Annotated in this window: 25 protein-coding genes; 10 read left to right on the top strand and 15 right to left on the bottom strand. The window is 44.1% G+C overall.

The genetic code is table 11. The features are described from left to right. Positions 1 to 6: 6 nt before the first annotated feature. From ACIFSR_RS17340 to leuC, 3 genes are all read right to left on the bottom strand, one after another. A complete protein-coding gene (locus ACIFSR_RS17340; protein WP_430058702.1) occupies positions 7 to 1422 on the bottom strand; it encodes an N-acetylmuramoyl-L-alanine amidase in 1416 nt (471 codons plus the stop codon). A gap of 158 nt (positions 1423 to 1580) precedes the next feature. Further along, positions 1581 to 2180, bottom strand: coding sequence for a 3-isopropylmalate dehydratase small subunit (leuD, locus tag ACIFSR_RS17335; protein ID WP_339202830.1), 600 nt, complete (start codon positions 2178 to 2180; stop codon positions 1581 to 1583). Positions 2181 to 2212: 32 nt separating this feature from the next. Next, complete coding sequence (gene leuC, locus ACIFSR_RS17330; RefSeq protein ID WP_339202832.1) at positions 2213 to 3622, bottom strand: 3-isopropylmalate dehydratase large subunit; 1410 nt, start codon at positions 3620 to 3622, stop codon at positions 2213 to 2215. Between the two features lie 162 nt (positions 3623 to 3784). Here leuC and ACIFSR_RS17325 point away from each other — a divergent pair, with 162 nt between their 5' ends. Continuing rightward, positions 3785 to 4678: a LysR family transcriptional regulator gene (locus ACIFSR_RS17325; protein ID WP_076265724.1), complete on the top strand. Its 894-nt coding sequence runs from the start codon at positions 3785 to 3787 to the stop codon at positions 4676 to 4678. On the opposite strand, the gene ACIFSR_RS17320 is transcribed toward ACIFSR_RS17325, so the two are convergent. Next, entirely contained in the window at positions 4679 to 5479 is an 801-nt protein-coding gene (locus tag ACIFSR_RS17320) for a carbon-nitrogen family hydrolase (RefSeq protein WP_339202834.1), read from the bottom strand. It lies immediately after the preceding gene. A 122-nt stretch (positions 5480 to 5601) separates the two neighbouring features. Here ACIFSR_RS17320 and ACIFSR_RS17315 point away from each other — a divergent pair, with 122 nt between their 5' ends. The 8 genes from ACIFSR_RS17315 to mtnB all read left to right on the top strand — a co-directional run bounded on the left by ACIFSR_RS17315 (position 5602) and on the right by mtnB (position 13529). Next, positions 5602 to 6066: a hypothetical protein gene (locus tag ACIFSR_RS17315; RefSeq protein ID WP_339202835.1), complete on the top strand. Its 465-nt coding sequence runs from the start codon at positions 5602 to 5604 to the stop codon at positions 6064 to 6066. A gap of 86 nt (positions 6067 to 6152) precedes the next feature. Continuing rightward, on the top strand, positions 6153 to 7343 hold the full coding sequence (locus tag ACIFSR_RS17310) for a pyridoxal phosphate-dependent aminotransferase (RefSeq protein WP_430058698.1): 1191 nt from the start codon (positions 6153 to 6155) through the stop codon (positions 7341 to 7343). Positions 7344 to 7679: 336 nt separating this feature from the next. Beyond that, complete coding sequence (gene proB / locus ACIFSR_RS17305) at positions 7680 to 8786, top strand: glutamate 5-kinase (RefSeq protein WP_430059332.1); 1107 nt, start codon at positions 7680 to 7682, stop codon at positions 8784 to 8786. Between the two features lie 16 nt (positions 8787 to 8802). Further along, positions 8803 to 10053 (top strand): glutamate-5-semialdehyde dehydrogenase, encoded by a 1251-nt coding sequence (locus ACIFSR_RS17300; protein WP_430058696.1) that lies wholly within the window; start codon positions 8803 to 8805, stop codon positions 10051 to 10053. 47 nt (positions 10054 to 10100) lie between these two features. Further along, positions 10101 to 10970, top strand: a complete 870-nt coding sequence (proC, locus tag ACIFSR_RS17295) for a pyrroline-5-carboxylate reductase (protein WP_339202838.1) — start codon at positions 10101 to 10103, stop codon at positions 10968 to 10970. Further along, the gene (locus ACIFSR_RS17290; protein WP_430058694.1) at positions 10967 to 12196 is read left to right on the top strand and encodes a 2,3-diketo-5-methylthiopentyl-1-phosphate enolase; all 1230 of its coding nucleotides are present in this window, start codon (positions 10967 to 10969) and stop codon (positions 12194 to 12196) included. Before proC ends, ACIFSR_RS17290 begins: the two co-directional genes overlap by 4 nt. Before the next feature lie 8 nt (positions 12197 to 12204). Further along, entirely contained in the window at positions 12205 to 12879 is a 675-nt protein-coding gene (locus ACIFSR_RS17285; RefSeq protein ID WP_430059330.1) for a 2-hydroxy-3-keto-5-methylthiopentenyl-1-phosphate phosphatase, read from the top strand. After that, a complete protein-coding gene (mtnB, locus tag ACIFSR_RS17280) occupies positions 12876 to 13529 on the top strand; it encodes a methylthioribulose 1-phosphate dehydratase (protein ID WP_430058691.1) in 654 nt (217 codons plus the stop codon). The genes ACIFSR_RS17285 and mtnB overlap by 4 nt, the downstream gene beginning before the upstream one ends. A gap of 190 nt (positions 13530 to 13719) precedes the next feature. On the opposite strand, the gene ACIFSR_RS17275 is transcribed toward mtnB, so the two are convergent. Then, positions 13720 to 14001 carry a helix-turn-helix domain-containing protein gene (locus ACIFSR_RS17275; RefSeq protein WP_430058688.1) on the bottom strand — a complete coding sequence of 94 codons (282 nt, stop codon included), beginning with the start codon at positions 13999 to 14001 and terminating at the stop codon, positions 13720 to 13722. Between the two features lie 117 nt (positions 14002 to 14118). Next, on the bottom strand, positions 14119 to 14763 hold the full coding sequence (locus ACIFSR_RS17270) for a Type 1 glutamine amidotransferase-like domain-containing protein (protein ID WP_430058686.1): 645 nt from the start codon (positions 14761 to 14763) through the stop codon (positions 14119 to 14121). Between the two features lie 246 nt (positions 14764 to 15009). On the opposite strand from ACIFSR_RS17270, the gene ACIFSR_RS17265 reads away from it, so the two are divergent. After that, positions 15010 to 16041 carry a MerR family transcriptional regulator gene (locus ACIFSR_RS17265; protein ID WP_430059328.1) on the top strand — a complete coding sequence of 344 codons (1032 nt, stop codon included), beginning with the start codon at positions 15010 to 15012 and terminating at the stop codon, positions 16039 to 16041. A 54-nt stretch (positions 16042 to 16095) separates the two neighbouring features. On the opposite strand, the gene ACIFSR_RS17260 is transcribed toward ACIFSR_RS17265, so the two are convergent. The 9 genes from ACIFSR_RS17260 to dinG all read right to left on the bottom strand — a co-directional run bounded on the left by ACIFSR_RS17260 (position 16096) and on the right by dinG (position 26553). Further along, positions 16096 to 16776: a DnaD domain protein gene (locus ACIFSR_RS17260; RefSeq protein ID WP_076265712.1), complete on the bottom strand. Its 681-nt coding sequence runs from the start codon at positions 16774 to 16776 to the stop codon at positions 16096 to 16098. A 21-nt stretch (positions 16777 to 16797) separates the two neighbouring features. Further along, entirely contained in the window at positions 16798 to 18018 is a 1221-nt protein-coding gene (locus ACIFSR_RS17255; protein ID WP_339202846.1) for an acetate kinase, read from the bottom strand. Continuing rightward, complete coding sequence (locus ACIFSR_RS17250) at positions 18019 to 18954, bottom strand: 3-hydroxyacyl-CoA dehydrogenase family protein (protein ID WP_339202848.1); 936 nt, start codon at positions 18952 to 18954, stop codon at positions 18019 to 18021. Between the two features lie 87 nt (positions 18955 to 19041). Continuing rightward, positions 19042 to 20535: an AAA family ATPase gene (locus ACIFSR_RS17245; protein ID WP_430058681.1), complete on the bottom strand. Its 1494-nt coding sequence runs from the start codon at positions 20533 to 20535 to the stop codon at positions 19042 to 19044. A gap of 1 nt (position 20536) precedes the next feature. Further along, positions 20537 to 21067 (bottom strand): hypothetical protein, encoded by a 531-nt coding sequence (locus ACIFSR_RS17240; protein WP_339202852.1) that lies wholly within the window; start codon positions 21065 to 21067, stop codon positions 20537 to 20539. Positions 21068 to 21181: 114 nt separating this feature from the next. Then, the gene (locus tag ACIFSR_RS17235) at positions 21182 to 21679 is read right to left on the bottom strand and encodes a DUF5590 domain-containing protein (protein WP_339202853.1); all 498 of its coding nucleotides are present in this window, start codon (positions 21677 to 21679) and stop codon (positions 21182 to 21184) included. A gap of 32 nt (positions 21680 to 21711) precedes the next feature. Then, the gene (locus ACIFSR_RS17230) at positions 21712 to 23013 is read right to left on the bottom strand and encodes an amidohydrolase (protein ID WP_430058678.1); all 1302 of its coding nucleotides are present in this window, start codon (positions 23011 to 23013) and stop codon (positions 21712 to 21714) included. After that, the gene (locus ACIFSR_RS17225) at positions 22994 to 23650 is read right to left on the bottom strand and encodes a redox-sensing transcriptional repressor Rex (protein WP_076265706.1); all 657 of its coding nucleotides are present in this window, start codon (positions 23648 to 23650) and stop codon (positions 22994 to 22996) included. The genes ACIFSR_RS17230 and ACIFSR_RS17225 overlap by 20 nt, the downstream gene beginning before the upstream one ends. Continuing rightward, positions 23647 to 26553, bottom strand: a complete 2907-nt coding sequence (gene dinG / locus ACIFSR_RS17220) for an ATP-dependent DNA helicase DinG (RefSeq protein WP_430058675.1) — start codon at positions 26551 to 26553, stop codon at positions 23647 to 23649. Before dinG ends, ACIFSR_RS17225 begins: the two co-directional genes overlap by 4 nt. Between the last annotated feature and the right edge of the window lie 9 nt (positions 26554 to 26562).

Raw genomic sequence — 26562 nt, 5'->3', positions numbered from 1 at the left:
TGCTTTCTATTTAACATTTAAGTACTCTTTGATGCCTGCAACCAGTTCAGCAGCTATTTTGTTTTGTGCCGCATCATCAAATAACAGTTTTGCATCGTTTGCGTTGGATAGGAAGCCTGCTTCGATTAGTACGGCTGGCATCGTTGTTTGTTTGATCACTTTATAAGCTTCTTTCTTGACACCGCGGTCTTTAAGACCGGTTGCTGCAATTAGATGCTTGTGAATAACACTAGCAAACGCTTTGCTGTTATCACGATAATAGTAGGTTTCAGTTCCTGTTGCAGAGCTGACACCACTATTGGCATGAATAGACATAAATAAATCAGCTTTTATGCTTTCTGCAAACTTGACGCGATCATCTAAAGTCGGGTAAGTATCCCCCGTTCTAGTTAAATGAACTTTAATTTTGCTTTCTTTGTCAAGCAACGCCTTCATCTTAAGTGCGATACTAAGCGTAAATTCTTTCTCCGGTTTCTTCAAAACACTCGCTGCACCCGGATCTGAGCCGCCATGTCCCGCATCAAGAACAACGTTGTATACTTTGGATGATGGAGGAGTTACTGGATCTGTAATAGGCGGAGTACCAGGAACGTCTGCAGCAGACATTAAGCTAATCTGAATTTTTCCTGCTTCCTCAGTCATCACATACCCGGTATTATCGCCAATAAGAATGACTAAGCGAGCGGTAGCTGGCGTGTTCGAAAATAAGGAATAACGATAACCTTGCAAATAAGTGCTGTCTGTTACATTAACCTCAACTTGTCCATTCAAAAACTGTGAAGATAGGTTCGATGAATAGTTAGCATTCGGAAAATCGAACACAATGCGCTTTGGATTCTCGAGCAGCATTGGTTTGTTGGCCTTAACTGTGCCTTCATAATTAAGGGTCATGCTGCTTCCGCCAGAGTAATAAATGTCTGTTATCTGGCCTGCTGCTTCCACAGGAAGATTCGGGTCTGGATCAATTGGTTCTGTCGGATCTGTTGGTTCTTTGTTCTGCTCGTACATATGTACTTCTTTCTCAACAGCTTTCCATTCAAAATCCAATCCAAACTGTTCACCAATAAAGCGAAGTGGAACTAAAGTGTAGCCTTTAATGATAGAAACTGACGTGTCCATTTTAACCTTTTTGTCATTGACTACTGCCATATTGTCATTCAGCTTTAGCTTTATGACATTATTGGCATGTGTTACTGTCGCTGTTTTGGTCGTGTTATCCCAATCAATCAGGTAGCCTAATCCTTCTGATACCGTCCGCACAGGTACAACGGTTGCATTATTAATAATTTGCGGATTAACATCAGATTTCAATTGCTGACCATTCAAGAAAAGCTTGGGTACGACCTCTGCAGCTTGTCCTACTGCGGAGAACATCGTGAAAAAAATCGACATAAACATTAATACGGATACAAATCTTTTCATTTCCCACCTCGATGACTGAAATTGCCCGCATCGAATGAGTGCATTCGACTTTAACAGACGCAAATATAGACGCAGCTTGTCAGAAAAAGTTGCGTTTAAAGGAAAAAAGAGGACGAATCATCCGGAGTGGCTGATTCGTCCTCTTCATTTCCTTTTAATTACACAAGACGAGCAATATGTTTTTGCTCATAAGCTGTAATTTTGTCTTCATGTTGAAGAGTCAAACCGATATCGTCAAGACCTTGCAGCAAAAATTGACGACGGTGCTCATCGAGATCAAATGCGATCGTTAGACCATATTCATCCGAAAGCTGTTTGTTTTCCAAATCAACAGTAAGCTTGTAGCCGTCATGCTTCGCTGTACGCTTAAATAGATCTTCCACTTGCTCTTCGCTAAGCTTGATAGGCAAAATGCCGTTTTTGAAACAGTTGTTATAGAAAATATCCGCATAAGACGGAGCGATAATAACTTTGTATCCATAATCAAGAATAGCCCAAGGAGCATGCTCACGTGATGAGCCGCAGCCAAAGTTAGCGCGGGATACGAGAACAGATGCGCCCTCGTAACGCGGCTTGTTTGGTTCGAAATCAACGTTCACTTCACCATTTTCGTGAAAACGCCATTCGAAGAAAAGAAATTGACCAAAACCGCTGCGCTCAATACGCTTCAAAAATTGTTTCGGTATAATTGCATCAGTGTCGACATTGACCCGGTCGACCGGGGCTACGATGCCTGTAAGTTGTTTAAACGGTTCCATATCTTATATACCCCTCTCGCGTTCAATTCGTTCTACACTACGGATTTAATTTCCCAATCGCGTACATCAGTGAAATGACCTTTTACTGCTGCTGCAACTGCCATCGCAGGCGATACAAGATGCGTGCGTCCGCCGCGGCCTTGACGTCCCTCGAAGTTACGGTTAGATGTTGATGCACAACGCTCGCCCGGTTTCAATACGTCAGGGTTCATTGCAAGACACATCGAGCAGCCAGCATCACGCCATTCAAAGCCCGCTTCTGTGAAGATTTTGTCCAAGCCTTCTTTTTCGGCTTGAATTTTTACGCGGCCTGAACCTGGTACGACGATAGCCGTTACACGATCGCTAACTTTGTAGCCTCTAGCGATTTCAGCAGCAGCGCGCAAATCTTCGATACGGCCATTTGTACATGAACCGATGAATACATAATCAATCGCGATTTCGTTCATAGGTGTTCCAGGCTTAAGATCCATATATTCAAGTGCTGCTTCAGCAGCTTTACGCTCGTTCTCCGTTGGAAGATCAGCAGGGAAAGGAACTTTAGCTGTAATGTTGGTACCCATGCCTGGGCTAGTTCCCCAAGTCACTTGCGGGATTAGAGCGTCAACGTCGAAGTGAACGACTGTGTCATACTCTGCACCTTCATCCGTAGTAAGTTGTTTCCAAGCTTCAACTGCTTCCTCGTAGTTAGCTGGCGCATATTGACGGCCGCGAAGATAGTTGAATGTTGTTTCATCTGGAGCGATGAGACCAGCGCGTGCGCCTGCTTCGATTGACATATTACAAACTGTCATCCGCTCTTCCATAGTCAAGCTTGTGATGGCTTCGCCAGTAAACTCAATAACATAACCAGTTGCGAAATCTGTTCCGTACTGAGCAATAACGCCAAGAATCAAATCCTTTGCTGTTACGCCTGGCTTGCGAGTGCCGTTAAAGCGAACCTCAAGCGTTTTTGCTTTCGATTGCTGCAAGCATTGAGTAGCCATAACGTGCTCAACCTCACTTGTACCAATGCCGAACGCCAATGCGCCGAAAGCACCGTGAGTAGATGTGTGGCTGTCTCCACAAACGATTGTTTTACCTGGATGCGTTAGACCCAGCTCAGGACCCATTACGTGAACAACACCTTGGTCAATGCTGTCAAGATCAAACAACGTTACGCCGAAGTCTTTACAGTTTTGTGTAAGCGTGTCAATTTGTTGTTTGGAAATTGGATCTGTAATGTTGAAGCGATCTTTCGTTGGTACGTTGTGATCCATCGTTGCGAAAGTAAGATCAGGACGACGCACTTTGCGGCCTGATAGACGCAAGCCTTCAAACGCTTGCGGAGATGTTACTTCGTGTACAAGCTGCAAATCGATATAAATGACGCTTGGCTTGCCTTCTTCTTGATTAATGACGTGATTATCCCAGATCTTTTCAAACATTGTCTTTTTCGTCATTATGTTCACCCCACCGTTTCATTGAATCTTCTGCTTTTCTTAACTGAAACTACTATAACATTTCTTTCTTCATTGATCCAAGATATAATATCTATAACGTCTATAGGTAATAACTATAATAGTAGATTCCTTACATAATAAACAATTGAAAGGAAAATTTATATGGAATTGAGACAATTAAATTATGTTATTCAAATCGCCTCAGAGAAAAACTTCTCAAGAGCAGCGGAAAAGCTTCATATCGCTCAGCCCTCGCTAAGTCAGCAGCTCTCCAAGCTTGAGCAAGAAATCGGCGTACTTCTATTCCGGCGAACAACAAATTCTGTAGAACTAACGCAAGCTGGACAAGTATTCGTTCATAAATCACAAGCAATTCTTGACGCTGTTGAGCAGTTAAAGCAGGAAATGGACGATATGGCGCAAATGCGGCGCGGACGACTTGTTGTCGGTACATTGCCGCTAACTGGCTCACATATACTGCCGCTTGTTTTGCCGGTATTCGGTGAACAATATCCGCAGATTGAAGTCGTTCTAGTTGAAGAAACAACTGCAAAGCTTGAGCAGCTTACTGCGAGCGGCGGTACCGATTTAAGTCTGCTCTCGCTGCCGCTCATTGACAACTCTCTCGCATGGGAACCATTCTTGGAGGAAGAAATCTGCTTAGCCGTCCCTCCACAGCACCCTCTTGCACTAAGAGAAGGCTCAATCTCGATTTCCGAACTAGATAAAGAGCCGTTTATTGGACTTAAGCGCGGACAAGGCTTTCGGCAAATTACAGTTGAACTGTGTGAGCAATCAGGTTTCACTCCGCAAATCGTATTCGAGAGCAGCAATATGGAAACCATTCAATCCTTAGTGGCAGGCGGAATGGGAATAGCCTTTGTCCCGCAAATGCTGACGCGAGTCAAAGGCTCTGATTTTATGCCTGTTTACCTTCCCTTGTCGTCCAAGCCTACAAGAACTTTAGTCGTGGCGAGCCGCAAAGGCAGATATTTATCCAAAGCTGCTGAAGCATTTATCCGTACACTCAATATGACTATTAGCAGTTATCGGTAATTAAGCTTCATAAATAGAAGGTCTGCGATCTTCAAAAACAGGAATTTTTGTACGTACAGCATCAACTAAATCCAAATCGATGTCTGCGTATATAATCGTTTCCTCTTCGCCAGCTTCCGCTATCGTCTCTCCCCAAGGATCAAGCACGAGCGAGTGACCAAAGAAATTAGTGTCACCGCTCGAGCCCATACGGTTGCACGCGATCACGAACATTTGGTTTTCAATTGCACGTGCAGTAAGCAAAGTACGCCAATGATGAAGTCTTGGATGCGGCCATTCTGCTGGAACGAATAGCAATTTGGCTCCATCCAGCGCAAGCTTGCGAGCTAGCTCAGGGAAGCGGATGTCATAACAAATCATCATACCTGCTTTTGTCCCTTCTATCTCAAGCTTGCCAAGCTTATCTCCTGCAGCCAAATATTTTTCTTCATCCATAAGACGGAATAAATGAATTTTTGAATAATCGGATACAACATTGCCCGAGCGATCGAAGGCATACATCGTATTCAGCACTTTATCTTCCTTTAGTTCCGCGATTGATCCTCCAATAATATGAACGTTGTGCTTCTTGCTGAAATCAGATAAAAAAGCACGAGTGCGTTCGCCTTCACGATCTGCAATCGTTTTTATTTCAGTTAAAGCGTAACCTGTGTTCCACATTTCCGGAAACATAATGACATCCGGTTTATTCGTTTGGCTCACCGCTTCTTCAAGCATGCTCGCCAGCTTAGTGAAGTTAGCTTCTGGATTTCCTGCTTCTATATGCATTTGCAGCAATGCGAGCCGCAATGGTTTACTCATATGCCGTTCCTCCTGTTGATCCTTTTTTCACCTAATGATACCCTGTCATGGTTCTGTGTCAAGATGGGAAACGTAACAACGAGGGATTTACTACTTTACGAACATAAAGGAGAATGTCTGTTATGCTTCCAAAACGAATAGCTGCAATGCTTCTTGCTTGCTGCTCGATTTTCCTGTTTGCCAACTTCGCTTCTGCTCATCAAGCACTTAGCGGCGCTCCCAACCCAGAAACAGGGCTTAAGCCAGTTCAAGTATTCGATGTAGCCGCCGGTAAAGTAACAAAGACAATCCCAAATGACGCCAAATATCAAGAGATGGCTTCTTCATGGGTTGGTTCCATCACTGGTCTTGCACCGCAAATGACAAATGATTCAAGCTGCAGCTATGTGTATCGTGTTCCTCTTGAGAAGGCCGTTACCATCAAAGCAAATGACGTTTCTGTTTCATCCGATGATCTTTTTCTCTTTTATTGTAAGGAAAAGCCTCCTCTCTTGCTCGTGTTTGATGAGAAGCGCAGACCTTTTTTATTCCTGTTCAAAGCCGATATTAAACCCTTTATTGACAGGGTAGGCATTCCGACTGCATAACCAGCCGCTTCTCATCTCCCGCTATTCATGCTACATTAAAGCTATTGCCTAAATAGATAGCGATTTTGTCATGTGGAGTGTGAGGTATGGAAACACAAATCGGTCAACACCTTATTCAACCTGCGGAACGGATGAATGTACTTCCGACGCAATTTTTTGCCAAGCTGGTCGCCAAAGCAAATGCTCAAACGGCCAAAGGACGCGATGTCATCAATTTGGGACAAGGCAATCCGGATCAACCGACTCCTCCCCATATTGTTGCGAAGCTACAGGAAGCTGCAGCTAATCCTTTGTACCATAAATATCCACCCTTTAGCGGCTACCCTTTTCTAAAGGAAGCTGTGGCGAAGCGGTACAAAGAGGATTATAACGTAGATATAGATCCCACTACTGAAGTCGCAATCCTCTTCGGAGGAAAAACTGGCCTTGTCGAAATTAGCCAATGCCTGCTTAATCCCGGCGATGTCTGTCTCGTGCCAGACCCTGGTTATCCTGACTATTGGTCTGGGGTGGCGCTTGCAGGTGCCGAGATGTCATTTATGCCGTTAACAGAACAAAACAGCTATTTGCCAGACTATAACGCCATTAGTCCAGAAATAGCCGAGCGCGCAAAGCTAATGTTCATGAATTATCCGAACAATCCAACAGGTGCTGTTGCTAATGCGGAATTTTATGCACAAACGGTGGAATACGCAAAAAAGTACGGTATCGTAGTTGCAAGTGATTTCGCCTATGGCGCAATTGGCTTCGATGATAATCAACCGATCAGCTTCTTGCAGACGCCAGGCGCCAAAGAAGTAGGCGTTGAGTTTTATACCCTATCCAAAACCTATAACATGGCTGGCTGGCGTGTTGGCTTTGCGATCGGAAATGCTCAAATCGTCAAGCTAATCAATTTAATCCAGGATCATTATTATTGCAGCCTATTCGGTGGCATTCAGGAAGCAGCCGCACTTGCACTAACGGGGCCACAGCAATGTGTCGCTGAACTTACAGCAATGTACGAAAGCCGTCGCAATGCCCTGTTTACAGCCCTTGACCGAATTGGTTGGAAAGCCGCTAGACCAGGAGGATCTTTTTTCTGCTGGCTGCCTGTACCTGAAGGCTATACATCAGAATCGTTTGCGGACCTTCTGCTTTATGAGTCTGATGTAGTTGTAGCTCCTGGCGTAGGGTTTGGTACCCATGGTGAAGGCTTTGTTAGGCTTGGTCTTCTTACAAGTGAAGAACGCCTGCAAGAAGCGATTGAACGGATTGGAAAACTAAATTTATTTTAGAATATATCCGCCAATTACCTTGCTTTACAGCAGCATGGGATCGTGATATGCTTGTAGGAATTGAACATGAAACGTGATGACGGGACAATTAAGCAAGATGGGTCGCGATCAGAGAGTAAATTCCATGGGCTGCAAGAATTTACCGAAGGCCGCTTGCTGAACCTACCTCCGAGCGGCCGGCTATGAACCGGACAGCGCCTTCTGTTATAGGCTTAAGCTGGATAATTCTATTTAAGAATTATCAACAAAGGTGGTACCGCGGAAGCAAAGACTTTCGTCCTTTATGGACGAAAGTCTTTTTTGTTGTCACCAAACAAGCATAGGATGGGATTAATGATGACGGAACGTATAGTCGTAAAGATTGGCAGCAGCTCGCTTACCTCGGAAGAAGGCGGTCTAAACCGCGAGCGTATTCAATATTTCGCATCAGAGCTCGCTTCCTTGCATAAAAAAGGAAATGGCGTGATGCTCGTAACTTCAGGTGCTGTTGCAGCTGGCTTTCGTCAAATCGGTTATGCTGCAAAGCCAAAAATCGTTCATGAAAAACAAGCAGCCGCTGCTGTAGGGCAAGCGCTGCTTATGCAATCCTATCAAGAAGCCTTCAACGGTTATGGCATAGTAGCTGCACAAATTTTGCTTACGCGTGCGGATTTCTCCAATCGCCGCCGTATTCAAAATGCACTTATGACAATCGAAGAGCTTCTGCGGCTTGGCATCATACCGATTATTAACGAAAACGATACGGTAGCAACCGACGAGCTTGTTCCTAAATTCGGAGATAACGACAGCTTATCGGCGCTTGTCGCTGCGATGACGAAAGCTTCACAGCTGATCATCATTACCGATATGGACGGCTTATACACAGAGGACCCTCGTAAAAATCCGCAAGCGGTCAAGATCGAGCGCGTCGATCAAATATCTGAAGATATTATGAAGCTCGCAGGCGGAGCTGGCTCTTCCGTCGGAACAGGCGGCATGCGTTCCAAAATCGAAGCAGCACGCATCGCCATGCGCGGCGGCGTACATGCTTTTATCGGTAAGGTGCAGCAAGAAGGCGATCTGAAGCTAGCTGTGGAAGGCAATGGCCGCGGTACATATTTTGATACGAAGCTGAACAGCCTTCCGATGAAGAAGCAATGGCTTGGCTTTCACTCTATGCCGCTAGGCAAGGTTTTTGTAGATGAAGGCGCTGTTCAAGCCTTGCTGGAAGGCGGCAAAAGCCTCCTCCCTGCCGGCGTAAAAGAAATTCAAGGCGATTTCCATTCCGGAGATGTCGTCGAAGTCATTAATCCACAAGGCCAAACCATTGGCAGAGGCGTTGTCAATTATGCAGCATGGCAAATTCAAGCTGTGGCCGGCCTTACTACTGAAGAAGTTAAACGTAGAGTCGATGTATCCCGTATCGAATTTATTCATCGAGACGAATGGATTACATTAAAATAATAAGGGGGATTCCGCTATGATCAGTGAAGTGAGAACAAAAGCAAGTTTAGCTCAAGATGCAACTGCCATTATGAATCGTTTGTCCACAGAACAAAAAAATACTGCTCTATCTCGTATGGCTGATGCATTAATCGCCGAGACTAACGCAATTATTACTGCGAATGAGCTTGACCTGCAACGAGGTCGCGAGCAAGGCACAAGCCCTTCCATGCTCGATCGCCTTGCCTTAAATAAAGATCGTGTAGCATCCATTGCTGAGGGACTTAGACAAATTGTTGAGCTTCCGGACCCTGTTGGTGAGCTGCTTGAGCATTTCGATCGTCCTAACGGACTAAAAGTAAATAAGATCAGAGTTCCAATCGGCGTCATTGGCATGATCTATGAAGCTCGTCCCAATGTTACTGTCGATGCGGCTGGATTATGTTTAAAAACTGGCAACTGCGTCGTGCTTCGTGGCGGATCAGCTGCTATCGAGTCAAATCGTAAAATCGTAGAGGTATTAAAAAATGCTCTTTCAGATACGGCAATGCCAGCTGATGCCATTCAGTTAATAGAGGATTCAGATCGTGCCTCGGTTAACGAAATGCTGAAGCTTAATGGCTTGCTTGATGTTGTCATTCCTCGTGGAGGCGCATCGCTAATTAGAAATGTCGTAGAAAATGCAACTGTACCGGTCATCGAAACAGGAGCTGGTATTTGCCATACCTTCATAGATGCCAGCGCTGACTATACGATGGCTGTCGAGATTGCCTTTAACGCCAAAGTACAACGGCCATCGGTTTGCAATTCCATGGAAACCTTGCTCGTTCACGAAGCTTTTGCAGAACAGCATTTGGCTGCACTTGCTGATCGTTTTGTTCAAGAAGGCGTTGAGCTCCGCGGCTGCGAAAGAACAGCTTCCCTTCTCACAGGCATCAAACCAGCAACAGATGAGGACTATAGTACAGAATACAATGATTATATTATGAATATCCGCGTCGTTTCTGATCTTGACGCCGCGCTTGCACATATCCGCCGTTTCAGTACAAAACATTCCGAATGTATTGTGACTGAAAACTCTGAGAACGCTGAGCGATTTATTCAAGATGTAGATGCGGCTGCCGTTTATCATAACGCCTCTACTCGCTTTACCGACGGATTTGAATTCGGGTTCGGAGCTGAAATCGGCATTAGTACACAAAAGCTTCATGCACGCGGTCCAATGGGTTTGCCTGCATTGACGTCTACTAAATATCTTGTTTATGGAACTGGACAAATACGGGGCTAACAGGACAAATTTAGTCCAATATCAATGGAACAACGGAGGAATACTTCATGACACAGCTTACACAAACTGCAATTGCCAGTCAGCAAATTTGCTTCTATGGTGCTGGATCGATGGCGGAAGCCATTGCGCGAGGTCTAATTAACAAAAACCTCATTGCACCTAATCAGATTTCAATGCTCAATCGACAAAATAAAGATCGGCTCTCTGAACTAAATGAGCTATACGGTATACAAACCATCGTGCAAGGCTCCTCTAATGAAGCTTATTTAAAAGAGGCAGACATTATTTTTCTAGCCATGAAACCTAAGGATGCTGCTGAAGCGATCGCATCCATTAAGCCGTTCATTTCCTCTAAACAGCTTATTATATCGGTCATTGCCGGGTTATCGATCAAAGCAATCGAGCAGCTGCTTGGTGGTCAGGCGTCTGTCGTACGTGCTATGCCGAACACATCCAGCACAATTGGGCTTGGAGCAACTGGAATTAGTTATTCAGATATTGTGACCACTTCGCAAAAAGCACTTACAGAAGCGATTTTCAGCTCTGTTGGCATAAATGCAATCGTAGACGAATCACTTCAGCAAGCAGTCACAGGCGTATCAGGCAGCGGACCAGCTTATGTCTATTACTTTATGGAGTCGATGATCGATACCGCAATCCAACTAGGCTTTTCGGAGACAGCAGCAAAGGAGCTTGTCGTTCAGACGGTTCTTGGTGCAGCGGAAATGGTTCGTCATACTGGCGAAGAGCCAGCAGAGCTTCGGCGCAAGGTCACATCGCCAAATGGGACTACGCAGGCAGCTCTTGAGCTGATGGCCGAAAATCATTTTTCAGAAACAATCAAGAAAGCTATCCATCGCTCAGCAGAACGTGCAGGCGAGCTTGGAGAAGCTATCGAGAGGAGCATTAACGAATGATTGGAGTTTGTATTGCAACGTATCGTTCTTATGATGATCGAGCGGATTTCAATAAAAAGGCTCTTTCGATTGCTGTTGGCTTAACTGTCGGCAGCTGGACTGAGCTTCCTGAAGCGCAAAAGGCGAATATGGAAAAGCATCTTGGAAAAGTATTGTCCGTTACTGTCCATGAGCCAGAAAATGCAGAGCCCGGTGAACGCTATGCCGACATTCGAATTGCTTACCCAGATATCAACTTCAGCCGAGACCTCCCTGCTTTGCTAGTAACTGTATTCGGCAAGCTGTCCATGGACGGCAAAATCAAACTTATGGATCTCGACGTTTCTGAAGATTTTGCATCTGCTTTCCCAGGTCCTAAGTTTGGACTAAACGGTGTTCGCGATTTGCTTGGCGTACATGATCGCCCGCTGCTAATGAGTATTTTCAAATCCGTTGTCGGATACGATCTAGCCAATCTTCAAGATCAGTTCTATAAGCAAGCGCTTGGCGGTGTAGACTTAATCAAGGATGATGAAATCCTATTTGAGAATCCACTTACCCCTCTTGAGAAACGTGTCGAAGCTTGTATGGATGCAGCGCGTCGCGCTGAAGCAGAGACCGGCCAAAAGCTGCTTTATGCCGTTAACTTGACAGGGCCTACCTCAGCTCTTGCTGCGAATGCTCGAAAAGCGATTAACGCAGGCGCCAACGCACTTCTATTTAACGTTCTTGCTTATGGCTATGATGTGCTTCATGAGCTTAGCAGTGACAAATCCATTAATATCCCTATAGCAGCTCACCCTGCAATGGCTGGAGCGATGTACCCATCGCCTCATTATGGCATTAGCGCTTCTCTTCTTCTTGGGAAGTTAATGCGTCTTGCTGGTGCCGATCTTGTGCTCTTCCCTTCACCTTACGGCTCGGTTGTTATGCCAAAAGAAGAGAATTTAGCGGTTAAGGAAGCTTTGCTTGCGCCGCTTCACGGGCTGAAAACGAGCTTCCCTGTACCATCGGCGGGCATTCATCCTGGACTGGTGCCTCTGATTCTAAAAGATTTCGGTACCGACGTGGTTGTAAACGCTGGCGGGGGTATTCATGGTCATGCCATGGGAACTGAAGCTGGCGGACAAGCATTCCGTCAAGCGATTACTGCTACACTAAATGGAGTACCTCTTCGCAATGCCGCTGAGCAACCGGGCAATGAAGCGCTATTGGCAGCAATTGAAGCATGGGGGATCAAAGAATAATGACTGAAATGAATACAACTAAGAAACGCATCGTGTTTTGTGATTTTGATGGAACGATTACCGTTAATGACAACATTATCGCAATTATTAAACATTTTAATCCAGCAGGCTGGGAAAACATTGCAGAGCGAACGATTGCGCAAGAAATTTCAATTATGGATGGCGTTGGACAAATGTTCCGCCTCCTTCCTGCTTCTATGCAGAAAGAAGTTATCGATTTCAGTATTTCCAATGTACGCATTCGTGAAGGCTTCGCTGAATTTCTAAACTATTGCAAAGAGCAGCAGATTGATTTTTACGTAACTAGCGGCGGCATTGATTTTTTTGTTTATCCTATTCTTGAAGCTTTCGACATACCAAAAGATCATATTTATTGCAACGGCAGTGATTTCAGCGGTGAGCAAATTGAGATTTTGTGGCCAAATCCGTGTGATGCTCATTGCACCAACAACTGCGGCATGTGTAAAACAACCATTATGCGTCGCTTCCCTGAAGAGCAATTCGAGCGCATCATTATTGGCGACAGCGTAACCGACTTTGAAGGCGCTAAGCTTGCTGATATCGTCTATTCCCGCTCCCACCTTACGGTGAAATGCAAGGAGCTCGGACTGCCGCATCACGAATACGAAACATTCCACGATATTATTAACACTATGAATGCTGAAAGGAAGTCAACAAAATGAGTTTTGAGCAAATTGCTTTAGAAGACAAACAACGCGCTTTATCTGAACTTCGCGACGTTAAGGAGCTGTTCGCTTCACGCGGCTGGTTTCCTGGCACAAGTGGCAATTTATCGATCCGTGTAGGCGATTATAACCCCGATGAATTTCAATTTGCTATTACGGCAAGTGGTAAGGACAAAACGATTCATACACCAGAGGATTATTTGTTTGTTGATCAAGATGGGAAGCCATGCGAAACAACACGCTTAAAGCCATCCGCTGAAACACTGATCCATTGTGAAATTTACAAATTAACTGGGGCTGGCGCTATTTTCCACGTGCATACCGTATTTAACAGCGTAATCTCAGAGTATTTCTGGGATCGCAAGTCTGTGCCGGTAGATGGCGTTGAGCTGATCAAAGGGTTTAACATTTGGGACGAGGAAGCACACATTGATATTCCAATCGTTTCGAACTTTGCACATATCCCTTCTATCGTACCGGAAATAACGGAGCGTATCGTGAAAAACATACCTGGCATCGTGCTGCGCAAGCATGGCATTTACGCTTGGGGAGCAAACGCATTTGAGGCAAAACGCCACCTTGAAGCATTTGAATTTATTTTTGAATACGTATATCGTTTGGAATTGCTGCAGCGTGGTAAAGCTTAAGCATTTTCCAGCTTGATCATTTCATTTTTTAGAAGGACTTTCTCCCGTTAATCAGCGTTTTTTACGTTTCAAAGCACTGATTAGCGGGAGGTTTTCCAGCTAACTTATAACCCACCTAAAAACATGTCCATCAAAATGATAACTCCTCCTGAACGATAGGCAATTCTCGCTCTACCTTCCCGATCAACTGTTATTGGATAACTGATCCTGCAGCATACTCCCGCCTTTCTCTCGACGTTTCATTAATCCAAACCATTAACTCATTTTTGCTAATATAAAATTTCTCACCAACTTTTATGTAAGGGAACATAACGCCAGAAAAGGACCCTGCTGTAGTCAGCTGAATTTGCTCTGTATGAATGATTTGTTTAATTTCATTTTCCGATAAATGCAAATAATTTGCTGCCTCTTCTATCGATAGCAAAGGTTTTTCCATGCTTATCGTGATGTCGGACTGTTCTTTAATAGGCACTTCGTTTTTCTCCAAAAACATACAGCCTACAATAAAAGATACTCCGAGAATAAAGCTTGCTGCTATCATTGATTTACCGTTTGAAATAACAATCTTCCTCCTTCGTTGTAAACACCCTCACTCTTTTCCATAATAAAAATAAATCTGCCCCGCCGTCTCTGATATCCGTTCGTTTTTAAAATAAATGCCAGAAGCATCATCTATTCCATAACCCGTTGACAAGTTGGTTTTGGAAAGTGCAGCCAATAAGTTCTTTTCTTCATCCCATTTTGAGAAATGCGCACTAATGACGCAATGATTTATTAATCCAAGACCTTTGAGGAAAAGGTGTTCATTCGCTCTGTTGTCGATGGGTGGAATTACACATACATTAGGACTAATTAAGGCGCCAGCCGAAAAACCTGCAACTGGCACGCCTTCTGTGTATAATGCTTTTATTATTGTGCCGAGCTTTGTTTCCACGATATAATCTCGATAAAGCTCAGTATCACCGCCGCTTATAATCACTCCTGTAGCTGATTGAAGCTGTTCTAATAAATCGCTTGAAGGTGATGCATCCAAGGCGAAATATACAAACTGATCAACATCATGAAAACCTATTTGATCGGTATATTTCGTCATGTATTCTTGCCAACCCTCTTGCTCAATAAATACGATTACAACTTTGCTTAACCCTTTTGATGCCAGAGCTCCAAATTTTTTTGCTAAGCTTTCATTGAACGGCGCTCCACCGCCAAACATAAATAAATGTTTATCTGACATAAATATCCTCCTTATAGTTAATGCATCAGCGAGATTTAGTCGAATCACTTTTATCGTAACCTAACTATAAACTAATTTTTAAATGTTTTACCATATTTATCTGCTTATATGAGTAAACTCGAAACAATTTGTTGTCTTTAACAATCATGTTAAATTTCTCATTTAACATGAAAAACGGAATCTACTATATTGACTTTAACGTAACGTAAACGTTCATAATGGCAAGAGGAGGTGGCTCTATTGAAGGTGCATGAAGCAGCAAAACAACTCGGTGTCACGCCGCGTACACTGCGTTTTTATGAAGAAAAAGGTCTAATTCATCCATATAAAGCAATAGAGAACAAGTATCGCGACTATTCCATTGAGGACGTCATTCGGCTCCGCTGGATCATATCGCTAAGAGAATTAGGCTTATCCGTATCTGCAATACAGGATGCTCTAAACGTGATCAATGAGCCGGACGCTTTTATTCGAAGTGTGGATGGCGCTCGAGCATTGCTGTATGAGCAATGGATCACAGCAACAAAAGCGCTGCAAGCGCTTGATGAAACGATTTCGGCATGGCACAGAAAAGGAGCAGCTGAATTGACACAAGCAGAGCTGGCCGCTGAAGAAATTAAACAAAACCGGCTATCGCGAGCCTCTTGGAGCGATCAATGGAATTACGATGAGATAGCGATTCAGCACGGATACAAAGCACCTATCATTACACTTAGCGGTATTCTTTCGGAGGAGCAATACAATATGGCACTGCTGCGAACCGTTGAATGGCTTGATCCGCGGTTTGATGAGCTTGGCTTAGAAATAGGAGCAGGTAGCGGCAATCTCTCCAGCATGCTAGCTGCGGCCGGTACGAAGCTTACCGTTGTCGAGCAATCGACTGAAATGCTCTCGATCATAAGAGAAAGGCTCCCTGCCATTGATGCAAAACAAGGCAATTTGCTCGCACTGCCTCTCGCACCATCCAGTTATTCTTTTATAGGCTGCAGCTTTGCTATGCATCACTTGAATCGTTCACAACAGCTTCTGGCACTAGAAGAAATGGACCGCGTTTTAATAAATGGGGGACGGCTTGTGATTACGGGGTTAATGGATGAGGACGTGGTTGACGATGATAAAATACTTTCTGAAGAGTTAGAAACAAAGCTTTTCATACCGCCTAACTGGCATCTTTCCTCTGTATCCGAACATCTGAACTGGTTCAACAAACGTGGATATTCCACTGTCATCAACCGGCTTACCCCTTATGTTGGATTACTCTACGCGATCAAACCTTAGCTATGTATAATAATGTGACCCTTTTACATAAAAAAAAGAGCTAAGCCGCATGGCTTAGCCTCTTCCTCCACGAAATTTTTGCGCATGTGCGCGAGCCTCATCTGCATTCGTTACTCGATTGCGGCTCCACTCGATAAGTATCCGATCAATATAACGCAAGCTAAGCTTGCCCGCAAAAACGGCTTCTTTTAGAGCAAAACGAATAATTTCGTCTGTATATCGATCATGATCAAGCCAACCTGAAATCGTCTCGCATTCTATAGGAGATAATAAGCGTCCAAACTCTTGCTCGAATACACTGAATAAGTCCGATGACGGCGCGGCTTGCTGCTTGACTGGCTGACGCTCTGCCTTTCGCGATTCACGCTTCTGCTCCGCGGTTAACGCAGCTGCCTTAAGCAGCCAGCCTGTCCAGTTATAACGCTCTGACTGCATCCCAGTAGAACTGTCAACGTACTCGTCAATTGTAAGAAAATCTTCTTTCATCAGCCGGCCAAGGGATTGTCCAACTTCTCTAACACTCAGGCCCATCCGCTCAGCCAATTGCTCTGGCGTCGGGAAATCATTCATGTCCGCTTCCATATAGACCATGATTTGCAGAAGCAGCATCGCTTCTGTATCCGACAACTCCAGCTGACGGTAAGTTCGCAGCAGCATCGCCGATACATAAACGCCGCCTTCCTGCAACGCAGCAGCCATACCATGCGAGTAAGCTTTCCATATCTCGTTGTTCACTGCCAGCTGCCTCCTATACGACTACGCCTGTGCAGACGTATCCTTTTGCTTAACTAAGTTATACGTGTCTCTTGCAATGAGGAGCTCCTCATTCGTAGGAACAACTAAAACTTTAATACGTGAGCTGTCCGTCGTAATCTCACGAATATCTTTGCGACGCTCTGAATTGCGCTCTTCATCTAGCTCTATACCCAAGAATGAAATGCCCTCACATATCGCTTTGCGTAGAGCGACAGAATTTTCACCTACTCCAGCAGTGAACACAATCGTATCTACGCCGTTCATCGCCGCGGCATATGCGCCAATATATTTTCTAACTCGGTAAGCATACATGTCAAAAGCAAGCTTTGCGTTTTTGTCGCCTTCAAGCATAGCCTCTGTCACCTCGCGCATATCGCTGCTAATACCGGAAATCGCCAACATACCGCTATGTTTGTTCAGCATAGAATTAACTTCATTTAAAGTCAATTCCTCTTTATTCATAACAAATGGCACGATCGCTGGATCAATATCTCCACTCCGGGTACCCATCATAAGACCTTCAAGTGGAGTCATTCCCATACTTGTATCAAAGGACTTGCCATTCAAAATAGCTGTACAGCTTGCACCGTTTCCAATGTGGCAAGTAATCATTTTGATTGATTCCAATGGTTTTTGCAAATACTCTGCTGCATGAGCGCTCACATAGGAATGAGACGTTCCATGAAAACCATATCTGCGAACCTTGTGACGACGGTATAGCACAGTAGGAATTGGATATAAATACGATGTGTTCGGCATGCTTTGATGGAATGCCGTATCAAATACTACCGCTTGAGGTACATCAGGCAAATTTGTTTCTACCGCCAAAATACCCATCATATGAGCTGGGTTATGAAGCGGCGCCAAATCAAACAATCGACGAATCTCAAGCTTAACCTCTTGCGTTACAAGCACTGAACTGCTAAATGCCTCGCCGCCATGAACGATACGATGGCCTACAGCTTCGATTTCGTTCAGATTAGCGATCGCTCCGAATTCCGGATTGGTAAGCATATTGATAACTTGCTTAACAGCAGCAACATGATCCAATATTTCACTAACTTTACGAACCTCGGGCTTGTCAACTGGTTCATGAGTAACAATCGAAGAATCCATTCCGATACGTTCCACACGTCCGCTTGCCAGAACTGATTCGTCACGCATGTTGTATAGCTGATATTTTAAAGAGGAGCTTCCTGCATTAATTACGAGTACTTTCATTTAAATCCGATCCCCATCCGTATCATATTTGAAGAAGCCGATTCCTGATTTGGCTCCGAGATGTCCAGCGCGCACCATTTTTTTCAGCACGATCGAAGGACGATATTTCAGCTCGCCATACTCGCGGAACATTCTCTCAAGGGCTGCCAACACGGAATCAAGACCGAAACGGTCACACATCTCGAAAGGTCCATGCTGGAAGGAGTAGCCGATACGCATTGCGCTGTCAATATCCTCAGCCGATGCGACCCCTTCCTCGAGTACATGCAAGGCTTCGTTTATAAATAAGCAAATGAGTCGTGTGGTTACGAAACCAGGAGATTCAAATACCATAACTCCTTTTTTGTGAATAACCTCTTCCACAAAATGTTTCGTACGCAAAAATGTTTCCTCTGATGTCTTAAGGCCGCGTACAATTTCCACCAGATCAATTTTGAATACTGGATAAATAAAATGCATGCCGATTACGCGGCTCGGCTGCTTCGTAAAGCTAGCTAGCTCTGTTAAGCTTAGAGTAGATGTATTGCTCGCTAAAATAACATTTGGACCGCAAATTTGATCAATCTTTTCAAATACAGCTTTTTTCAATTCCAAATCTTCAGTTATCGTTTCAATAACAAGCTCACAATCCGCTAACTTCTCGTAGCTTGTTGTCGCCTCTATTCTATTCATAATCAGCTTCTTCTCGGAATTCGTGAGCGCCCACTTCTCGATTTGTTTATCCAAGCTTACTTCAATCATTTGTTTACCATAATCTAGGCGATCATCCGAACGCTCGATAATGATAACATCCAATCCTTTGGAGGCCAGCATTTCCGCGATCCCTTGACCCATCGTGCCTACTCCTACAACTCCAACCGTTTTGATATGCAATGTATTAGCTCCTTTAGTGTGGGGAGAATTCTTCTTAAAACATAATAGAAGTTTTCTCTGCAAAGATAGTTCAATCTTATTATAACGAATTTCATCAAAAAAAGAAGGCGGACGACAACTCCGCCTTCAAATTGTAATATTGTAAACGCTTCATGCTGCTGTATTGGAAGAAAAGAGCTTTCTAAACTCATCTCCGCTCAATGTTTCCTCACGCAGAAGCGTCTGAAGAGACTTGATAAACACTTCTCTATTCGACTTAAGCAGACCTTTTGTTTGCAGCATCAGCTCATCCAAAATGGTTCGATTGATGCTTGCCCATCCATCTTTTGTCATCATCGAAGAATCAATAATGCCAAGATCAGTCAATCCCGATTCCACTAATGTTTTGACTATATTCATCGATTGTTCGAAGTCACCTCTTGATCCAGTGCTCCGATCACCATAGAACATTTCTTCAGCAGCAGCTCCGCCTAGCGCAATCATAATTTGACCGTTAAGGAACTGTTTTGTGTACAAATATTGATCCTGCTGCGGATTGTGACGAACATAACCTAACGCTTGACCGCGCGGAGACAATGCAACCTGTGACACGCTGCCTGGACGCATCAGTTCAGCCATAATTGCATGTCCAAGCTCATGAAGCGCAATCCGTTCACGCTCTTCTTTTGATGCCTCACGATCCGTTTTTTCACCCATCATAACCTTATCAATAGCCATCGATAAATGTTGTTCAGCGATGGTTTCACTGCTCTCACGCATCGCATAAATCGCCGCTTCATTCATGACGCTCTCCAGCTGCGCACCGGAGAAACCAAAAGATTCACTTGCAATACGTTCTAAGTTCACTCCTGGGCGGATAGGTTTATTTTTCGCATGGATGTTCAAAATATGCAATCTGCCCTTTTTATCAGGAAGCTCAACACCGATGTGCCTGTCAAATCGGCCTGGACGGAGCAATGCGCTATCGAGCATTTCCTTACGGTTAGTAGCTGCAATTAACAAAATACGCGGTGATTCATTTGCATAAATACCATCCATCTCGGTTAAAAGCTGATTCAAGGTTTGATCATACTCGCGCTGCTGACCCCCATCTCTTTTGCCGCCAATGACTTCAATCTCATCAATAAAAATAACAGCGCTGCTTTTTTTCGCTTTATTCGCTTTTGTACGCGCCTCTTTGAATAGGTCGCGAATACGTCCTGCGCCTACACCCACATACATTTCAACAAACTCACTGCCGGATGCAGCCAAATAAATCGAATCTGTATATTGAGCAGCTGCCTTAGCAAGCAGCGTCTTTCCTGTTCCTGGCGGGCCTGACAGCAAGATGCCTTTTAGCGGCCGAATGCCAAGCTTAGCAATTTGTTCTTGATGAACGAGAAAATCAAGTGCCTCTACAAGCTCCTGCTTGGCACGCTCCTGACCTCCAATTTCCTCAAAGGTGAGTGGTGTCATTTTCTCTTCAGAACGCCGCTTCTGGCTAGACAAAGCGGTCAGCTTGCCTCTACCTCGTGCTGCATAAACTACGGCAAAGCCTAACATGCCCAGCAATACGATTGGAACAACATTTTGTCCAATATATATAAAAAAAGCAATAATTACAGGAAGTAAGCCTATAGCAATTTCTTTACCATATTTCATCATATTACCATGCCTCCAATTGGTTTGGCGTGCGTGGCAGGACGATATATTTCACCGCTTCATTATTTTTAATCGTAATATACACATTCGTATCATCCATTTCAGTCGTCACGGTGACATCTTTCATGGATTTTGCAGCTTCTTTCATCGCATCTGGAATATGAGAGTAGGTTTTGCGCTCCATCGCCTCTGCAACTTCAAACATGGAAGCATACCACAGATCTTCAAGCTGCTTATTCGATTTTTCTTCTATATTAAGCTCAAGCTTACGGTCGCCAACTACATCTTTTCCGTTAGCCGCAATACTTTCATAGATGTCCCGGAGATTCGCATCCGGCGTTAATTCAAGAGAAATAGCTACTTTATTTCGATCCATAACTGGTTTTTCTGAAGAAACAATACCTTGAATGCCTTTTGTAACTTTCTCTAATGGAGCTGCTACAGCCACTTGATTATATACAGCCCAGCCTCCGAACAAAACGGAAGCGGAAATTGCAGCAGTAATCACGATTGGTATCACACGTGGTCTCATCATTATGAAAATCCCTCCTGCAATAAATTTTTGAACAATCCGTATATCAACTCCGCTATACGAAAGTATATCATGAAATTATGCAAGAATCGTCCATCAATAAAAGGAAACGGAGCCTTATGGCCCCGTTTTTGCTGGTAACGTATAAGAATCAATAAATGCACCATCATCAAAACGGTAGAAATCATATCGGTAATGATCAGGCTTTTCACCGTCATTATAATAGATCTCCCACACCGTTTTGTCATCAAGCAGACCCGGCTGAATTCTCTTTATTTCTGCCAATGGTCTCTTGCTGATGAAATCTTCTTTAAGTGACTTCTCAGAAATGCCTTCCGTCGCTTTCATGATAACTGGTTGTTGCTTCTCAGTCAGCCATACATATACATGTTCATCCTGTTGATTAATGCCTTCAACGACCCAACTGTTTTTTTGCCATATATGATGATGTACCTTTTCTATCTCCGTAAGATCAGCTGCTTTAGTCGCTTGTTGCTTCGCCGCATTAATTGCTGTCCACTCAGGCGACTGAACTTCACGGAAATAGATAAAAGAAACGGTTAGAAGCAGCAAGAGGAATGCTGTAATTAACAATAACCATCGCTTAAGTGTCATAAACGGCTTTCGTTTCCTTGCTGTTGCTCGCATTAAGCTTGCAGCAAGCGATCAAAGCTCGCTTGTGCCTCGTAACGAATTTTCTCCTCATCAAGCCAAGTGCATTCGCCGTTTTTCAATACTTGTCTTCCATCAATCCATACATGCCGCACATCGCGGCCTGAACCTGAGTAGACCAAATGTGATACGATATCCGTCTGAGGGTAGAAATGCGGCTGTTCAATATCAATAGCGATGAAATCTGCCTTCATGCCTACTTTTAGACTACCAAGGCTCTTCTCTTGCCAAATGGATTTTGCCCCATTCACTGTACCAAGCTTCAATGCTTCCAAAGCAGGGATAGCTGTAGGATCTCCAGATACACCCTTGTGAAGCAAAGCTGCAAATCGAATTTCCTCAAATAAATCAAGATTGTTGTTGCTTGCCACACTATCTGTTCCAAGCGATACCGTAACACCTGCGCGAATCAAATCAGGAACGCGTGCAATGCCGCTAGCAAGCTTAAGATTACTTACAGGATTATGTGAAACCGCAATTCCTTTAGCAGCAAGCAGCTCGATCTCAGCATCATTCAGATGTACAGCATGCGCTACAAGTGCAGGACGTGAGAAAAAGCCTAACCGATCCAAATGCTCAACCGGACGAAGTCCATAATCACGCACGTTTTGCTCAACTTCCGCTATCGTTTCCGACATATGCGTGTGCAAAGGCAAATCAAAATCATGAGCTGCTTGTACAAAACGTTCTATATACGCTGGTGGACATGTATAAGGCGCGTGTGGAGAAATCATCGTGGTTATGCGTCCATCGGCTTTCCCGTTCCAATCACGAGCGAAAGCAATTGCTTCAGCAAGCTTTGCTTCTTGTACATCGGGAGGACATAGTCCGATAACACCTCTGGTCAAAACTCCTCGGATCCCGCTTTGCTCAACCATTTGAGCAACTTGATCCATACGATCATACATATCAACAAAGGCTGTTGTACCTGATTTCAGCATTTCAACGATCGCTAGAGCACTTCCTGCACGTGTATCTTGATCAACATATTTGCCTTCCATTGGCCACATTTTCTGTTCCAGCCAAACCTGCAAATTTTGATCATCGGAATATCCGCGAAGCAAGCTCATCGCCGCATGTCCGTGAGTATTAATAAGTCCTGGCATAAAAGCCAGCTTGCTGCCGTCTATTTTTTGCACCGTATCAGAAAGCTGTTCAGGAACAGCCGTACCTATATAACTAATCCGATCATCGGATACAACCATATGTCCTCTAAATGATGGATTTTCGTCATCCATCGTTATAAACAAACCATTTTCAATCCAAATCTGACTCATCCTGCGTCTCTCCCTCTTTGGCTAAATAATAGGCTAAGCTAAGCAATTCCCTTGTGAAATCAGCATTATGTATTCGCATTTCATCCGGTACTCGTAGAATAGCAGGGGCAAAATTCAATATTCCTTCTATGCCTGCTTCGACAAATTGATTAGCTACATTTTGTGCTTCAAATGCTGGAACGGTAATGATGCCGATCCGAATATTTTGCTCTGCAACCGTTGCAGCAAGCTCACTCATCGGCATGACAATCAAATTATTAATGCTCGTTCCGATTTTGCTCGGATGTACATCGAACACGGCGGTAATCTGCATATTATCCTTGGAGTATTTATTGTAATTGCATAGGGCATGACCTAGATTGCCCGCTCCAACCAACGCAACCTTTATCGTCTGATCAACCTTCAAAATTTGACGTATCTTCTCAATTAAATATACAACATCGTAGCCTACGCCTTTCCGTCCAAACTCTCCGAAATAAGCGAGATCTTTACGAATTTGAGCAGGATTTAAATCAAGCTTAGTGCCTAAATCCTGCGAAGAAATGGTCTGAATCTCACGATTAAGCATTTCATTTAGTACTTGCAAATAAACGGGAAGCCTTCTGACGACAGCCTCCGATATTTTCGTTTGCTTCATCGTTTTTCCTCCTCTTCGCTAGACACAGCTTGATTTTCCTGCGGCAATGCTGCATTTTCATCCGTTAACCATTCTCTCATTCGCACGACCATTTGATCCATATGCATCGTTTCGATTTTTGGTCCTGGCAGTGAATATAAGAAGTGTTTACCGTAGTAAGTGTCGATTACCCTAGTATCATATATGATTACGATCCCTTTGTCTTGTGAAGTCCTTACTAGACGGCCAAAGCCTTGTTTAAAGCGAATAACGGCTTGGGGAATCGACAATTTCATAAAAGGATTTTGTTTCTGCCGCTGCAGCATCTCGGCTTTTGCTTCCACTAAGGGATGGTTAGGCGGTTGGAATGGCAAACGAACGATGGCAAGGCAAATCAGAGCTTCTCCGGGTATATCTACACCTTCCCAGAAGCTGCTCGTGCCAAGTAAAACGGACTCTGGCGTTTGACGGAAACGTCTTGTAAGCTTCGTGCGATTCCCGCTGTCTATTCCTTGTCCGAGCACTTGAATACCTGCAACGCTTAAAAGCTCTTTAAGCGGCTCGTAGACCTGCCTCAGCATGCGATAGGACGTAAACAGCACTAGCATTCTGCCCTTCGTTTCCTTTGCAGCATCAGAAAGCGATTTTACAAGCATATCCAAATAGGTGTCATCTACAGCTGCTCCCTTGAGTACTGGGAAGTTGCGTGGAATGACAACTAATGCCTGCTCCCGGTAATTAAACGGAGAAGGCAATTGAACGGTTTTAAGCCTGCCCTGCTGTTCGTATCCAGTTAACCCAAGCTGCTCCTCCGCGTATTGAAAAGATTTTTGCACAGATAACGTTGCAGAGGTTAATACGATACTTTCTTTGACATCAAAAAAATATTTTTGCAGCTGAGCGCTTACATCTACTGGGACACCGTATAGCTGCACAGATCTGTAGCGGTATACGCTGCTTGCTTCAATCCAAAACACAGAGTCCGCAAGCTCTAAGGTGATAAACGTTCTAAGCTCATCCTTAAGTCGAGACAAATCACGTACCGCGCCATTTAAATCCGTTATTATCGCTTGAACACCGGAATCGTCAACACGGTCTTTAATATCGGTAACCATTTTATCGACGGTTCGAATGACTCGGTTAAGTTCAGTGTGGATATTTCCTTCAACCGTAACACCGTCCTCCCAGCCTGCTGGAAGCTCGTTTTTCTTAAGGCGGCATACCGACTGACCATTCTCAGTTGGTCCATCCGATGAAGTTGAAGTAAAGCTATAAAACATTTCAAACAGCTTATCCCAGTGCTCCTTAATTTCTTGGAAAATAGGAATAACGGTATCAATCGTCTCTAACCAGGAAGCTTGATGTGCGTCATCCTCATACATTAGCTTCTGGCGAAGCCCAGGCAATAATCCAGAGCGCGCATCTTTATAAAGCCGAAGAACAGCCTGCGTCAAAGAGAAGTAGTTAATTTGCATACCTAGATGCTTGCCGGCAACCTCTTCCACATGATGTGCTTCATCAATAATGAGATGAGTATAGGAAGGCAATAAACGATGATCAGCTTGAACATCAGTAAATAACATGGAATGATTTGTTATCGTAACATCAGCAATGTTTGCTTCATGCTTCGCGCGATGATAAAAACATCTTTTGAACCATGGACAAGCTCGATTTAGGCATGAATCCGTATCGCTCGCTACCGTAGACCAAAACTCAGCACCCTTGTTGCCGAAGTTAAGCTCTTCCTGATCGCCAGTTTCCGTTTCTCCAAGCCATACGACCATTTGAGCAGCTGTAACCGTATCCTCAATCGGCGATACAAGATCTTTTGTATTGATTTTACCTTCAAATTTGCGCAAGCATAAATAATTCCCTCTGCCTTTAAAGATCGAAGCTCTAAACTCAAATGGCAGTATTTCCTCAAGCAATGGCAAATCGCGTTGACGAAGCTGCTCCTGCAAATTGATTGTATGCGTACTAACGACAACTTTTTTGCCGTTCTGAATGCCATAATAAAGCGCAGGAATTAAATAACCAAGTGACTTCCCTGTTCCTGTACCTGCTTCTATAAGTAAATGCTGATTCTGATTTAGAGCGCTGTACACCTCTTGAAACATGGCTACCTGCGCTTCTCTTTCCTCATAATTCTCGAATTTCTGTTCGAAGCGTTGTCTTACATCAGCTAAATAATTGTCAAATGAAACATCCGTTAATGGCAGCACACTTGTGCCGCCTGAACGCGGAGGCTGTTCATCGCTCCATTCGCGAACCTTCAATGCAAATTGATTAAAATAGTCATATTCATTCGATTCGAATACAGTACTATATTCCATCTGCTGCCCAGTATGCTTAATAAACCAGCTCAAATCGCTGCCGTCATCTACAAGCGTGGAAAGCCGCTGCAAAGTAAGCAGCGGCAATTTGCGAAGCTTTTTTACCGTTTCAATTAGCAATAGCGCAGTTGCATTTGCATCGCTGTCCGCGCGGTGATGTTGATCATGCGGTATTCCAAAGAGCTCAGAAACTGCTCCAAGCTGATACGTATTAATTGTAGGATATAAAATTCGTAATAATTCAATGGTATCCAGCCTGCGACCTGCAAAAGGGCGCCGACCGCATCGTGCTAATGCTTGGTTTAAAAAACCAGCGTCAAAGCCAACGTTATGAGCGACCAAAACGGCATCATCCAATAACGGAACCAGCCCTGCAATAACCTCTTTGAGAGTTGGGGCATCCGCAACGACCGTTTCATCTATGCCTGTTAATTGTGTAATGAAGGCCGGTATCGGGATATTAGGTCGAACAAAGGAGCTATACGTATCGATAATTTCAAGCTCCTCTGAAACGATGACTAGCCCAACCTGCAAAATATCATCATCCGAGCTGTGTCCCGTCGTTTCTAAATCCAATACTGCAAATTTCATTTATTCCCC

The organism is Paenibacillus sp. NRS-1760, from assembly GCF_050467785.1.
Classification (GTDB): Bacteria; Bacillota; Bacilli; order Paenibacillales; family Paenibacillaceae; genus Pristimantibacillus.
This window is presented reverse-complemented; position numbering and strand designations above follow the sequence as displayed.